The 13,865-nt window shown below is 41.1% G+C and carries 20 protein-coding genes; 3 read left to right on the top strand and 17 right to left on the bottom strand.

Features of this window, described 5'->3' with window-relative positions; translation table 11 throughout:
- Positions 1–3: 3 nt before the first annotated feature.
- The 13 genes from DK866_RS03590 to DK866_RS03650 all read right to left on the bottom strand — a co-directional run bounded on the left by DK866_RS03590 (position 4) and on the right by DK866_RS03650 (position 7,242).
- The gene (locus DK866_RS03590; RefSeq protein WP_036907284.1) at positions 4–273 is read right to left on the bottom strand and encodes a putative phage tail assembly chaperone; all 270 of its coding nucleotides are present in this window, start codon (positions 271–273) and stop codon (positions 4–6) included.
- Entirely contained in the window at positions 270–488 is a 219-nt protein-coding gene (gene lysC / locus DK866_RS20085) for an Rz1-like lysis system protein LysC (RefSeq protein WP_072196799.1), read from the bottom strand. Before lysC ends, DK866_RS03590 begins: the two co-directional genes overlap by 4 nt.
- Positions 382–756 (bottom strand): hypothetical protein, encoded by a 375-nt coding sequence (locus DK866_RS03600; RefSeq protein WP_109407767.1) that lies wholly within the window; start codon positions 754–756, stop codon positions 382–384. Before DK866_RS03600 ends, lysC begins: the two co-directional genes overlap by 107 nt.
- Positions 756–1,088 carry a M15 family metallopeptidase gene (locus DK866_RS03605; protein WP_109407768.1) on the bottom strand — a complete coding sequence of 111 codons (333 nt, stop codon included), beginning with the start codon at positions 1,086–1,088 and terminating at the stop codon, positions 756–758. The genes DK866_RS03600 and DK866_RS03605 overlap by 1 nt, the downstream gene beginning before the upstream one ends.
- Entirely contained in the window at positions 1,085–1,378 is a 294-nt protein-coding gene (locus tag DK866_RS03610; protein WP_036907276.1) for a phage holin family protein, read from the bottom strand. The genes DK866_RS03605 and DK866_RS03610 overlap by 4 nt, the downstream gene beginning before the upstream one ends.
- Before the next feature lie 14 nt (positions 1,379–1,392).
- Positions 1,393–1,845 carry a DUF2597 family protein gene (locus DK866_RS03615; protein ID WP_036907273.1) on the bottom strand — a complete coding sequence of 151 codons (453 nt, stop codon included), beginning with the start codon at positions 1,843–1,845 and terminating at the stop codon, positions 1,393–1,395.
- Positions 1,845–2,963, bottom strand: coding sequence for a DUF2586 domain-containing protein (locus tag DK866_RS03620; protein WP_109407769.1), 1,119 nt, complete (start codon positions 2,961–2,963; stop codon positions 1,845–1,847). Before DK866_RS03620 ends, DK866_RS03615 begins: the two co-directional genes overlap by 1 nt.
- Positions 2,964–2,977: 14 nt before the next feature.
- Positions 2,978–3,664: a hypothetical protein gene (locus DK866_RS03625; RefSeq protein WP_049212300.1), complete on the bottom strand. Its 687-nt coding sequence runs from the start codon at positions 3,662–3,664 to the stop codon at positions 2,978–2,980.
- Positions 3,661–4,137 carry a phage tail protein gene (locus tag DK866_RS03630; RefSeq protein WP_049212298.1) on the bottom strand — a complete coding sequence of 159 codons (477 nt, stop codon included), beginning with the start codon at positions 4,135–4,137 and terminating at the stop codon, positions 3,661–3,663. The genes DK866_RS03625 and DK866_RS03630 overlap by 4 nt, the downstream gene beginning before the upstream one ends.
- The gene (locus DK866_RS03635; protein ID WP_036907264.1) at positions 4,134–4,586 is read right to left on the bottom strand and encodes a head completion/stabilization protein; all 453 of its coding nucleotides are present in this window, start codon (positions 4,584–4,586) and stop codon (positions 4,134–4,136) included. Before DK866_RS03635 ends, DK866_RS03630 begins: the two co-directional genes overlap by 4 nt.
- 99 nt (positions 4,587–4,685) lie before the next feature.
- The gene (gpM, locus tag DK866_RS03640; RefSeq protein WP_109407770.1) at positions 4,686–5,390 is read right to left on the bottom strand and encodes a phage terminase small subunit; all 705 of its coding nucleotides are present in this window, start codon (positions 5,388–5,390) and stop codon (positions 4,686–4,688) included.
- On the bottom strand, positions 5,390–6,421 hold the full coding sequence (locus DK866_RS03645) for a phage major capsid protein, P2 family (RefSeq protein ID WP_109407771.1): 1,032 nt from the start codon (positions 6,419–6,421) through the stop codon (positions 5,390–5,392). Before DK866_RS03645 ends, gpM begins: the two co-directional genes overlap by 1 nt.
- A 26-nt stretch (positions 6,422–6,447) precedes the next feature.
- The gene (locus DK866_RS03650) at positions 6,448–7,242 is read right to left on the bottom strand and encodes a GPO family capsid scaffolding protein (protein ID WP_109407772.1); all 795 of its coding nucleotides are present in this window, start codon (positions 7,240–7,242) and stop codon (positions 6,448–6,450) included.
- Between the two features lie 165 nt (positions 7,243–7,407).
- Between DK866_RS03650 and DK866_RS03655 the strand changes: the two genes are divergently transcribed.
- The 3 genes from DK866_RS03655 to DK866_RS03665 are packed head-to-tail and all read left to right on the top strand — an operon-like array spanning position 7,408 to position 10,529.
- Positions 7,408–9,198, top strand: coding sequence for a terminase large subunit domain-containing protein (locus tag DK866_RS03655; RefSeq protein ID WP_109407773.1), 1,791 nt, complete (start codon positions 7,408–7,410; stop codon positions 9,196–9,198).
- A complete protein-coding gene (locus tag DK866_RS03660) occupies positions 9,199–10,224 on the top strand; it encodes a phage portal protein (protein WP_109407774.1) in 1,026 nt (341 codons plus the stop codon). It abuts the gene before it with no gap.
- Positions 10,221–10,529 carry an ogr/Delta-like zinc finger family protein gene (locus DK866_RS03665; RefSeq protein WP_036907246.1) on the top strand — a complete coding sequence of 103 codons (309 nt, stop codon included), beginning with the start codon at positions 10,221–10,223 and terminating at the stop codon, positions 10,527–10,529. Before DK866_RS03660 ends, DK866_RS03665 begins: the two co-directional genes overlap by 4 nt.
- A 1-nt stretch (position 10,530) precedes the next feature.
- On the opposite strand, the gene DK866_RS03670 is transcribed toward DK866_RS03665, so the two are convergent.
- The 4 genes from DK866_RS03670 to DK866_RS03690 all read right to left on the bottom strand — a co-directional run bounded on the left by DK866_RS03670 (position 10,531) and on the right by DK866_RS03690 (position 13,826).
- On the bottom strand, positions 10,531–10,713 hold the full coding sequence (locus DK866_RS03670) for a hypothetical protein (RefSeq protein ID WP_036907243.1): 183 nt from the start codon (positions 10,711–10,713) through the stop codon (positions 10,531–10,533).
- A gap of 318 nt (positions 10,714–11,031) precedes the next feature.
- The gene (locus DK866_RS03680) at positions 11,032–13,149 is read right to left on the bottom strand and encodes a replication endonuclease (protein ID WP_109407775.1); all 2,118 of its coding nucleotides are present in this window, start codon (positions 13,147–13,149) and stop codon (positions 11,032–11,034) included.
- A 1-nt stretch (position 13,150) separates the two neighbouring features.
- Positions 13,151–13,402 carry a DUF2732 family protein gene (locus DK866_RS03685; RefSeq protein ID WP_049212279.1) on the bottom strand — a complete coding sequence of 84 codons (252 nt, stop codon included), beginning with the start codon at positions 13,400–13,402 and terminating at the stop codon, positions 13,151–13,153.
- 76 nt (positions 13,403–13,478) lie between these two features.
- Positions 13,479–13,826: a DUF5347 domain-containing protein gene (locus tag DK866_RS03690; protein ID WP_109407776.1), complete on the bottom strand. Its 348-nt coding sequence runs from the start codon at positions 13,824–13,826 to the stop codon at positions 13,479–13,481.
- Positions 13,827–13,865: the final 39 nt, after the last annotated feature.

The following is a 13,865-nucleotide window of genomic DNA, read 5'->3' on the forward strand; positions in this document are numbered from 1 at the left end:
CCGTTAGTTTTTTAGTTCAATATCCAGTTTTGGCGCATATTCTGAGTTTACTTTTTCCAGTAACTGCATTGCCGAACCAGGGATATTTAAAATCTCTGTTAAGGCTTCTTTGCTTTCAGGGGCAATAATTCGGCGCAAATAGGTAACAGTAGGCGCCACTTTATCGTCGGCAGAAATCGCATTTAACCAGCCATTGTACGCGGTCATATTGGGTTCAAAAACCAGCTCTTTGCCCATCACGACTAAAGTAATTGTGTTTTTCTTGGTACTCATTTTTCCATCCTTTGACGAATTTCGTCCGTTAATTGGTTGTGCCTCACAGCACATTTTCCGTAAATTTCAACATATTCTAATAATGCAGTGGCTAAATCCGCCCCAGTATTACCGTTTAACTTTGGTAATGTCGTCGGGCATTTTGTCAGTAGATTTTCCTGATAGGGTACGTTCGGCACTGTCGATTGCTTCGTTGTACATCCTGACAAAATCATCACTAACACAAAGGTTAGTGAACACAGGCTTAATAATTTCGGTGCGTATTTCAGGCGGTTGCACATTGGCGAGTTCCTCTAATTTATTTTCTAACGTCCTGGCTGATTGACTCGCTAAATCTTGTTGAGCCTTTAAACTGGCGTTATTGACTTCATTCGCCGTTTTTAATGCGACCAGCTCAAGGCTGTCTTGATGCCAACCTTTAACCAGCCAGCCCGCCGAAAAAGTCAAAATAAACGCAAAAAAAATCACCGTTGCTTGTTTCATTATTTCACGCCATTGTGCTCTAACGAGTAGTGATTACCGTCATTGAAACGACCGCCCCACGTACCGCCAATGGATTCCCAATATTCGCCAAGGGGCTGATGGTCAGTTGTCTTTGTGAGATAAACACCATTTTTAAACAGGTTGAAATCCACGGCTAATCGCTTAGTGTGTAAGCTGTTTTTAATACCACTGCCTGATTTAGCATTTAACTTTGCTTGTTCTGGTGTGCGATACGCTTCTGAGAATGTCAGTTCATAGCCGTTGTCATAAGCAAAGATAATCAAGTCTGCAATCATGCGCGTAAACTTGCGTTGTTTTTCACCGAGTGTCATTTTTTTAACTTCCCTGTCAGTAAATCACTACCTCGTTTTTTCAGCCACAATTCCACTAACTGAAAGCCTGCAATGCCTAACGCTGAACCTAACCCCGTAATCGCTAAAGGAGAAATACCAGGGATCCAAATCAGTAATGCTCCCGCCATTAATGACACCGCTGAACCTAAAATAACGCGCCCAATAAAAAGACGTAGCGTAATAGGCTCACTCCCTGACATCATTTTACCAATAGCTATCAGTGCCCCTAAGATAATCAGTGAAATCAGTGTTTTATTATGTTCTTCCATGAACATGTCCTTTATTACAGTTTGTCTGTTAATTCAGACTCTAAGTATGGAATACCGTTAATACGCACAAAGTCCGGTGAGGTGACAATAAATTTAATTTTATGCGTCATCACGGCACCGCCTTTCGGGTCAACGTCTAAAATATCGGTGACGTTTAATTTACAGCCGAAAGACTCAACCTTAAGCTCTTCTGTGCCCGCTTTCGCGTACCACATCAAATCGACTAACGGAATGGCACGCCAAGAGCCAGCACTACGGGCTTTGGCTGTAATGACGTTGAGGTATTTAGTGGATAATTCCAGCTCCCCCTCTGCCGACACATCCCCATTCACATAACCATCCGGCACGCCATTCGTTTGAGCGACACCTGTATTGTCTGTAATCGATAGACTGACTTTTTCAACATGAACTAAATCACCGTCGATATTAAAATCAATCGACTGCCCCGAAATCCGTTTTCCGCTCATTATTCATTCTCCAATGACGTGTCTAACAGGATGCCAATGGTGATCCCTTTCGGGCATTCATAGGTTCGCACCGTGATATACACTTCAACGTTATTTTTGTTTTTCCATGTAATAACCACATCACCCTCTTTTGGCGGTTTCACTTCACCAGGGAAACTTACTCCGTTAATTTGCGTACTGCGTGACATTTCACGTAATACTTTGGCAAAGTAGGCTTGATGGGCTTCAATACTGGATGGGGTGCTGTTTAAACTGCGGTCGGCAATTTTAGCAATGGCACGAATACGCACTGTGCGCGCGACTTTATCAACAACACGCAAGTTTTCGATTGACTGATAATCACCGCCTTCAACGTCTAATGTGCGACCGTCAGACCAATAAATGCCGTCATAGTCTGGATACCACATCGGCACACTAAAACGCTGTTTTTCCAATGCCTGCAGTGTTGCTAAATCAAGGCTTTTACCCGTACCGTCGAGCGGTAAATACGCACTACCTAAATCGGTTAATGCGCCTGTTTTGACTCGTGCGGGGCTATCAGCAATGGTCACTGCACGGTTACATAATCGCCCTGCTAATGCTCCCGCTTCATTACCCCATAACATTGGTACTAATTGAATGGAGGGTTCCGCTTCCCCTTTTGATAAAGCAGACAAGCGTTCAACATAGCCTGACCACGTTTCATCGTCTTGCGTTGCACCGACACCCAAAATGGCAAACAGCCAGCGCCCATGTTTAGCCATTAAATCCGAGCGTAAGGATTTAGCCGATTGAATAACGGCTTTCGTCGCATCACCCACTAATACGTAGCCTTCACAACTGGCGACCGCTTGTGCATCCATCACCGCGTCAACAAATGCCAATTCTTCGGCATCTTCTGCTAATACATGCACATAACCTGACCAGTTTTGACCTGCGTTACGCATAGCTGATAACACGTTACTTTTTAACGGGCTATCTGGCGTTCCTAACACCTCATCGAAATCGCTTTGCGTATTGACCGCAATAGTTTTACCAATATTGGTTTTTCCTTTACCAATAAACAGTAAAATGCGCTCAATTTCCTTTGTTTCGCCTTGCAGTTGGTTATGTTGATTAACCTGAACAGTTGGCCACATAGTAAATTCCTTTTTTATGCACCGTAGCCGATGCCTTGTAATTGTCGTTCCAGTGACTTAATAAAATCCTCATCACTGATACCGAGAAATACCCGTGATGGAATATCCACTTCCCACGAACTTTGTGGGGATTTACCGCTTAATTTACGAATTAACAACCCCGCCTGAAAAAAGCGCATATTTTCCGTAATTTCTTTTAAGGCAGGTTTTTTCCATCGTTTCCCTTTTTTCACTTTATAGCCAAGTGCGCGTAATTTTTTAGCCTGTTTTGGCGTCGCTTTTTTATCTTGCGCCCCTTGCGAGATATTACTGGCTTGTGCGTTTTTACGGCTAATTTTTGCTGTCATGCCATTTTGTTGGCTATACCCCACAATACCCGCGTCAACAGGTTTATTGCCATTGCGATAATTACCACCACTAAGATAAATACGGACCATCTCTTTTTCGGGCATTTCGCGGATATGCATCATTTTTGGCATATTGCGGAGCATCTTTTTTTTGTATTTACCGTGTCTGCTCTGCCATGCTTCCCCATCAGGATTACTCTGTTTTCTGATATTGCGCTTTGATGCGACGATTACGCCATATTTCGCAATTCGCCAAAGCAACCGCTGGCGTTTTTTCTGGGGCAATTCCAAATCTTTTAATTTGGCTCTTAATGCCTTTAGTTGTTCTGCGTTTAATTGCCCTTGAATGCTCATTTCACACCACGGGGGATCACATCAATATTTTCAGCAAATAACACTTCAGGATTGGCTAATAACCAACGTTTACCGTCAAAGGGCACGAGGCCTTTCTCATCTTCTTTTAACACAATGGCATCACTTAATTTCAGGGTCACTACAACCATCGCGATATCATCGTCAATCACATCAACATCAATAGTCGGTGGTTCATCATCGAAATCAGGTTCGGTAAAATCCGTTTCTAAATCTTGATACCATGCCTCAATTAATACGGGGATATAACGTGTATCAATTTCACGATAAGGCCAACGCCCCCACGCAATTACCGCATCATATTCTTGCGTTAAAATTTGATATTGTTTTTCGCCTAAATCATTGTGAGCGCGTTTAAATGTAATATCATCCATCTCACTACTAAATTCGGTTGCAAATACGGGTTCAGGCAAATTTGCACGTAAGAACGCCGTCAATTTTTGTAGTCGGGTCATATCATTTTTACCGTAATGCGAGGCAACTGTTTCATATTGCGAATAACAAAAGTTGATTCTGCTAATAACCGTGACCGTAATTCGTCGCTTTCTTGCTGTGGATTGGGCGCTCGACTGACAATCGACAAATATTCACCCAATAAATCGGCTTTTGCCCTGGCATAAACGGCTTTTTTATATTGCGCACAAAGGGCATTCACCCCTTTTATTTTTGCGCCTGGGGCGTCTTTTGCCTGATTAACACCTTTTGATAGCCAATAACTTTTTACGTCTTTTAATTCAGAATTAATTTCTGTTACTGTGGTTAATAATGCATCAGCAATAAAATCAGCATCGATATTGGCGGGAATAGCGCGACTTTTTTGAAAATCACCTAAATTTAAATCAGGCCAAAATTCATCATTTGTCAGTTCTTCATTTTTATAGGTAATGCCATCGCCATTTAACATGCTGACCTCTAAATAAAAAAACGGGCGAACAGGTTTCCACGACCAATAACAATCAAATTGTTTTGTCTCCACCCCGCCCGTTTTGGCTTGCGGTAGTCTTTACTCTTGCTCTAATGCCCGTAATCGTGAAGCGATACGCAAACGATGCGTTTTAACCCCACTTTTCGGGTTTAATTGATGCGCTCTGGCAAGATAAGCATCGGCTTGATTCAGTGTATCGACACAATCAATTGCGCTGGCTCTTGCATCGCCCACATCGCCTTTTAATAACTCTAACGCGTGGAATTTAAACCACTTCGCTTGTATTTTTTCGTGAACCCGCCAAATTTCTGTGACATTCTTAAATGTCCTTGAAAAATAAGGTTCAATGGGGTTTCCTGCCTCCACTTCTAACTGTGCCCATGCAAGGATAGTGTCAGCCACAAAAGCAGGGAAACCACTTTTAAAATTGTCAGGGGTGCGCTGTCCTTGCGCGATGGCGATATCCGCCCAGTCCAGTCCTTTATCGAACTCCCCCACATCAAATAGCCAAATGACGCAATACACAAAAATCGGGTTTTGATACACTTCGCCTTCATCTAAATAGCGTTGTGCTGTCGGTAGATACATGGGCAATAATTCTTCACGTTTCATTGCCACACGTTCATACGTTTGATTGAGTGCTCGCAGTCGTTTGACATCCCGCTCAATGGCACGCGCTTGAAGATGCATACTTTCACCGTCAGCAATGGCAATTGCCTGTCGCTGTTCAAGTTTTTGTTGCATTTCAACTTCCATTCGGTGTCGTTGTGCGGGTGATAACATTACTCTTTATCCAGTTTTTCAGCAGGTTCGGTTAATTCACCAATGGTGACCGCATTTTCATCATAAGAAGCATAAAGCTCTGGATATTCCAACGCATAACCTTCATTACGCAGGTATTTGTTTTCATAAGCCTTACGGTCTTCTACAAACTCCGCTTTACGCTGACGCGTATTCCGTTGAGTGTAAATGTGAAGATTTGACAGCATAGTGACTGTCATACGTTTACCTGGCATAAATGGCGGAATAATGGCATTGCGTCCTGCAATAGTATTACCCAACATTTGTGCGGCAATTTTTTCCGTTGGTCTGTCAGCCGATTGATATAAGCGATATTGCTCTGCTGAAACCAAATCAGCACCGACAAGTACAACTAATCGCGGGTCTGTACGATGTTCTACTGGAATACAGGTATTAATAAGGTCTGATGCCATCGCATCTAAAGAACGAAAATCACCTTTATCGTCCAGTTTGACTGGTGTGGTAATAACTTGCTTACCACCATCCCATTTTTTAGCAATTGCATGCCAACCGATATTAACGTCTTCCCCCATTGGGTGAGCGTCAGGGTCTGTGCTATCTGCAACACGTTCCCCATTAAACCCGACACGTAGCATATCTAATGCAAAACATTCATTGATAAACACTTGCATGCGTTGGAAAAATTCATTTTCTGTGCCTGAATTTGCCCAAACTGACAGCAAATGCCACGTAAGTGATGCACCTGAATCGGTTTCAACCAATTGATAGGTATTACCATCCACATTGGTATCACGAGAAAAACGACCGCCTTTTTTACGTCCTGTAAAAAGACCTGGATTACCCACAGAAACGACTTGGCCTTGTAACTGGTCTACGTCCATGCAGGTGATCATGCCTAGGAAGTCAACCGATTCCATCAATGCCGAACGCAGTGCCGTTTCTTTTGGGTCTGTTAGCGAGAAATATTTAGAAGTATCATCAACCCCGTAAGCCTCGGCTAACCCATTAACATAGGCTTTTAGATACTGTCTAGCCCGTTGATTTAATTGCATAGAAATCCCTTTCCTATCCTAGTGAATTAAAGAAAATCAAAACGTTTGTTTTTATTTCCTGTCGGATTAGCGCTAGGTTTTCTTGTTGAAATAGAGTCTAACTTGCTAAAGTTTTTAACAATATTTGGTAAGTTATCGCGCAATTTTGAAAATTCTTCTGTATCAACCACTTCTTTGACGGTTTCAACATCCTCTTGCACTTCATCAACATTTTGTTGTGTTTGGGCAAGTTTCGCTTCAAGTTCTGCGATTTTGTCTTCCGCTTGTGCGAGTGCCTGAGCCAGTGCCTGTAATTTTTCATCATTTTCAGGCGTTGGAGCTGGTTTCGCTTCTGGCTCTTCAATATTGAAAGTTTTACGCCATGATCCCTTTGTCATACTTTTATTCCCTTTATTTTCTTTCCGACTAAAGTTAAAACGCGTAGTTCCGACGCAGGCAGGGTCATCAACAACCGCTAATCCCTCTAAATATGTAATCCCTTGACCTTGGAAATCTAAATTCATTTCCACAGATGGGAATAATCCATAGTCTTGTGCGTTCATTTCCAACAATCGAATGAATGGACGCAATATGGCATAAAGGTGCAGTGTGCCTGTTTCGTCTTCCTCCGCTTTAACTTCGATAACTTCTCCGACAGGTTTCTCGCCAGGCTCTCTGACGTGTTTCCCATTTGGCGGATGTAAATACCAAATCATGGCGGTATAACGCTGATAATCGTAGGTTTCCGCCATTTCAATAATTTCATTGCGGAGAATTTCGCGACCATCAACGGTTTCGCCTTCCGTGGCTATGCAAACCCACGTCGTCCTTAACTGTGACATTGTTTACATAATCCCCCCTTTCCGTGGGTACTTTCGATAATTCCGTTTGAGGTAACAGTATTGCGAAATTCCATCAGGTGGGCGAATGGTTAAATTTGGATATGGCGCATAACCAAATTTGTGGCAACGCCAGATAGGCTGTGACTCGGCATAATGTTTTACATTATGACGAACTCACGATATTCAGATGAATTAATAGGAGTAGCGAAATCGCTGTACTTGCGACGCTATACTCCTGCAGAAATTGCAACCGAACTTAATTTGCCGAATCGGCGGATCGTTTACTACTGGGCTGAAAAAGGGAATTGGCAGGATTTGCTCAGTCATGAATCGGTTTTAGATGCGATTAATCGACGCATTATTTTGCTCAGTGAGCGAAATAATAAGACCGTTTTTGAACAAGAGGAGTTAGACCGTTTAATTAACCATCATATCAAATTGATGGCACAACAAAATAAACACGCCGAGAAGCTGGCACAGGCAAAAGCACAAAATCAATCTGGCTACTCAAATGACAATGAGTTTGACGATGGCGAACCAAGGAAGAAAAAACGCTATCGTAAAAATGATATTTCCGAATTAACAGAAGAACAATTTCAGCAATTTGCTGATAAAAATCTATTCGGTTATCAAAAACATTTACGCAATAACATTAAAAAATCTATTCGTAATATTTTGAAATCACGCCAAATCGGAGCGACTTGGTATTTTGCATTTGAAGCGCTGGAAAATGCGGTGCTCACAGGTGACCCGCAAATTTTCTTATCAGCATCAAAACCGCAAGCCGAGGTTTTCCGCTCCTATATTGTCAATATTGCAGAGCAATTTTTCGGTGTGACATTAACTGGTAACCCCATTCGTTTAAGCAATGGCGCAGAACTGCGCTTTTTATCCACCAATAAAAACACTGCCCAAAGTTATTCTGGCCATCTTTATTGTGACGAATATTTTTGGGTACCGAACTTTAAACATTTAAATGAAGTTGCCTCTGCAATGGCAACCCATGATAAATGGCGCACCACCTATTTTTCTACGCCTAGCTCAAAAACCCATCCCGCATACCCGTTTTGGACAGGTGACGAGTGGCGCGGTACAGAAAAAGCCCGTAAAAATATCAAATTCCCTACATTTAAAGAAATGCAGGACGGTGGACGCGATTGTCCTGATGAGCAATGGCGTTATGTCATTACGCTAGAAGATGCGATTAAAGGCGGTTTTAATCTGGCATCAATCGAAAAACTTCGCAATCGTTATAACAAAGATACATTCAATATGTTGTATATGTGTGTCTTTGTGGATAGTGGCGCATCGGTATTTAAATATAACGATTTAGAAAAATGCTGGGTTGATGTGGGATTATGGGAAGATCACTTTCCTGATGAACCTCGACCATTTGGTGATCGGGAAGTTTGGGGCGGTTATGACCCTGCCCGTTCTGGTGATACTTCCGCGTTTGCTATTTTAGCACCGCCCTCTGTATCTGGTGAGAGGTTCCGTGTTCTGGCTATTTATTACTGGCAAGGTATGGCGTGGAAACATCAAGCCAAAAAAATCCAAGAACTTTATGGGCGTTATCGCTTCACCCATATCGGCATTGATACGACAGGTATAGGTCATGGTGTCTATGAGATGGTGCAAGATTTTGCGCCACGCGAAACGATGGAAATTCGTTACAGCCTTAGCATGAAAACCCAACTCGTTTTAAAAATGGTCGATTTAGTCGATGAAGAACGTATCGAATGGGATAGGGAGCAAAAAGAAATCACCGCCAGTTTTTTGGCTATTCGTCGAGACACAACTAGCAAGGGCGGTGCCATGACCTTTGTGGCTGACCGTAGTATGGAAACAGGTCATGCCGATAGTTTTTGGGCTATTTCTCACGGTGCTATAAATGAACCGTTAAATACTGATAAACAAAATAAATCTAAATATTTCATCAAGAAAAAGGTTGCCTAAATGGGAAAGAGAAAATCAAGGAAGATTGAGCCAGTTTCTACTAGCCGAAAAAAAATGAGCATTATCACATTGGGTAAACCCGAGCCCATTTTGACGACACAGACCCAATATCAAAATATCTGGTACGACAATGATTATGACCATTATATCTTACCCATTGAGCGTATTGCCCTAGCACAATTAGTTAATCTCAATGCACAACATGGTGGCGTTCTCTATGCTCGCCAAAATATGATATTGGCTGATTTTATTCATGGCGGATTAACCCATGAAGACTTAAAAGCGTCGATTATGAATTACCTGATTTTTGGTGATACGGCCATTTTAAAAGTGCGTAATTACTGGGGGGAAGTGGTTGAACTATGCGTATTACCCTCTTTATTTATGCGACGCCGTAAAGATGATTGTTTTGTTATTCTACAAGAAGGTGAACCGTTAATTTATCCCCCTGAAGATGTGATTTTTATTAAACAATATGACCCACAACAACAGGTTTATGGTATTCCCGATTATATCGGTGGTATTCATGCTTCTTTACTTAACAGTGAAGCCACCATATTTCGTCGTCGCTATTATCACAACGGTGCCCATACAGGTGGCGTTCTTTATTGTAATGACCCATCACTGACCGATGAAGTCGAAAAAGAAATTATCCAAAACTTAGAACAAAGCAAAGGCATTGGTAACTTTTCCACCATGTTTGTACATATTCCCAATGGTGATCCCGAAGGGATTAAATTTATGCCGATTGGGGATATTTCGGCTAATGATGAATTTAATAATGTCAAAAATATCAGTGCTCAAGATATTTTAACCGCGCACCGCTTCCCCGCAGGTTTAGCGGGGATTATTCCTGGTAATGTTGGCGGACTGGGTGACCCAATAAAAGCCCGCGAAGCCTATCGACAAGATGAAGTTATCCCTGTGCAACGCATGTTTGAGAATGCCGTCAATAGTGATCCTGAAATACCATCACATTTGCATATCAATTTTAAGAAAGATAACGACCGTTTGGGTGCAGAATGAGACAAAAAAAGGTAAAATTACGTCAGTTCGATTATTTTGGAGTTCGGAATATGAAAGTGATGAAAGTCCTCTGCCCCGCATGCGGTGAAAAGGCAATCATAAGAACAACAAATAGAAAACATCGCCAATTTGCAGACCTTTATTGTCAATGCACAGACTTAGAATGCGGAATGACTTTCGTATTAAACGTCACTTTTAGTCACACGCTAAGCCCTAGTGCGAAAGACGTGAATAAAATGATTGATAAACTGCTACCGGATAATAAACAAATGGCGCTTGATTTACTCAAAGCGCCCATTGCTTAAATTATTGAGCCACATTGTGTGGCTTATTTTTTTCCAATAAGTCCACTCTGGCATTGTCGGCTAACTCAAATATTAATGATAAAACGATATCTTTTTCCTGTGATGTGAAAGAATCAAAACTGCCTACTTTTGCGATAAGTGCAATTCTTTCAAATGCTTCCATGCTTTTTATATTATCTGTCATTATCATACCCTTAAAGAATACTGTATGAATAAACAGTATAATAACTTTATGATTTTTGTGAACCCCTAAGTGATAATAATGTGAGATATATTTACTTATTGCACATTCATAGATTACCTATCCTCGCTCATACCAATAAATTTACGATATTTATCTGCAAGGAAAAAATAGAATGCTATCAAAATATAAAATGGCCATAGCATGGAATAATCTATCGCTGAACCTAAGCTATATTTTTCATGATAGCTTTTTTTAGACTTTATAGTTCTGTATATAAAAAGAACTATTGATATCAATAAATAAAATAAAACCCAATATCTATACATTTATTCCCCTTAATTTATTCACTTTATTAAAAATACGGTCTTTTCTTTCGTGAAATTGACGATATTTCAGTTGTGTTGTACCCGTTCTTATCAAAGAACCATCGTCAAAACTTCTAAATGCAATATCATCAATGACTATTCCCGACCCATTTCTCATTTTTTTGGCATCTTCTAGGGTTATTTCATGCCCGATTGACCTGAAATTATCTAAAATTTCCGTTACCCCCTTTTCTTCATCGTTAATCGTCCGGGTTTCCCCCGTACAGTTATTGACAGAACTCCAAGGGGCGCTAATCGCGCCATCAAAAGCCAAACCACTCCCTTTAACAGATGTGGATTCTTTGGCGACCAGTTCCCACTTAGCGGTGCGGGTAAGATAAAAAGAGTCCTCACTCGCAAGCGGTGAGTAAACCCCTTTAATTTTTTTTACATCTTCGCCGTATTCGTTCCCCATTTCCGTGACTTCATAAGAAAGTCTCACGGTTAAATCTTGGCGTTTTACTGTTGCACCACCTTGTAACTCGGTGTAGGCATACCAATCGCCCACATCTGACGCAAAACGCACATTATCCATATCTTCCGTTGCTAGAATTTGCTCATCACCTGGCAAGCGACGCAACTCACGCCAAACCGACACCGGAGCACCGCCAATTTGCTGAAACTGACGAATGCGGTGTAAGCTCGCCCATGCTGAAACCGCTTTAGCCATGTCTTTGCATTTCTGTCCCGTTTCATCATCTATCTCGTCATCCATTGCGTAACCATCAATATTTTTAGAAATATATTTAGCGATATAGCCCGTTGCGGAACCTTTTTCTTTATCAATAGGTTCAACATAAAAACGGGCTTCTTTTGCCTCTTTGGTTTTTAACTCAAAAGCATCTTCTTCGCGGGCATATTCCGCAAAAATTCGTCTCAACGTTGCAACGTGATCAGGATGAACAAATAACAATAAATGCCAGTGGGGAGTTGAATCATGGTGAGGTTCTACGACACGAAAGCCGAATGGACGGATTCCTTCGCGGGCATATTCAGCGCGAACTTTTGACCAGACTTTACAAAGATATTTCTGAACATCACGAGGGGATGCGCCATTCCATTGTTCAATGAAACCGCCTTTACTGTATGCATTGTGATATTTTGATGGGGCTGTGAGGGTATAAAACTCACCAACATAGCCCATTTCATTAGCCATGTTTTCAAACCCACGCATACGCACCATCAATTCACAACGGCGAACGGCAGGATTAGAAACACTGGCTAATACCATTTCTTCAAGAGAAACACGATCACCATTTTCATTGATTAAATCGAAACTTTTAATGTAATCCCAGTTACGTTTTTTTTGCTCTGTCCACTCATGTAAAGCACGACGGGATATATAAGGGGAAGCACTTTTTTGCACTTGCCCGACTGCAATAGCCAAATGTTCAGCACGCAAATCGCGCATGCGCTTTAAACGTCCATACCACCACTTATCAGACATCATGCGTAATAAGCCTGATAACATTTGCCCTTCTGTTATTCCACGCCCTTGAGTGAACTGCTTCCAGTACGGTGGCACAGTGCCTATTTGTGAAGTGATCTTACTTATTTTCTTGTAGCCGAACTTAGCCCCGTCTGATTCATTCTCATAATCAGCACGTTGGCAAAATTCAGTAAATGTAGATGTAAGATAGCGGGCGATACCGTTCGCCAGCTCTTTGATGGTTCCACGGTCTAACGTGTGTAGGTTAGAAATTTGTTCGACGTATTTTTCAGGGAAAAAATCATAACCTGATGTAACACCATCAAATTGATACTTTGATAAAACAAGGTTGTATCTTGGTAATACATTCTGTGCAAATTTGCGTAAAAATGTATTAGCAAGACGCCTACTATTTTTTTTCCCACTTTTAAATATTTTTGAATATCGGGTAGCAAAATAAATCGCCAATGAATCGGGCACATTACCCAAGATGCTATTACGGAATTCAATATCAAACGGGTTTGCATCATACATAATGCGTTCAGCCAAGGACGCTTTTGGCGATAGCCCTGGCTGAAATTCTTCTTTTTGGCGACGCATTGAGATAAATACGTCGCTGTTATTCTCCACCGCACTAGTCATATCAAACCAGTTCTTGCGCTTGACGTTCTAGCTCTGATGCTTCACTTTCCAACAGTTCAGCAACGTCGGCGTAATCCATTTTATTTTGAATAATTAAACTAGACAGTTTACGAATACGGGAAGCATATCTATCCGCACAGACTTGCTTTTGTTCGTTACGCGCCAACGCTAATGTGGAATCTAAAACAAGAGCGTGTTCGTTATTAGCAATTTTCGCAGGCATAAAAACGGGGGTTGGTATTGATGTTCTCATAATATATTTCCTTTATTTAGGTTGTAAAAAACCCTGACCTATTAAGGCCATTTATTTTTATTTTGGGTTTAATTAATTATTGCGGTAATGCTAATTGTTTAGGTAATAATGCCGTAACGGCTTTGATATGATTAATAGCTTTAATAATGTCGAATATTTCCGATGTTTTAAAATCTTCAAAATTTAAATCATGTCTTTCTTTGGGAATACCTGCCATATATAAAATGACGCCTAAGAATTTTTTATTTTCTTGATAACAATCATCAAATCTATCGCGCATATCAAAAAAGAAGCGCTTTAATTCTTCATTTTGTAAACCAAAATGGCGAGAACGTAATTTAGCGGTATGATTTAATCCATCAACACGTTGAGCAACTGGAATATGAAAAGCTCTTTGTTCGTTTTCAACTTGATTCTGATACATAATAACCTCTTTAATTAACTTAAAGCTGATATTAATAAA

This window comes from Proteus genomosp. 4 str. ATCC 51469 (assembly GCF_003144375.1).
GTDB lineage: Bacteria > Pseudomonadota > Gammaproteobacteria > Enterobacterales > Enterobacteriaceae > Proteus.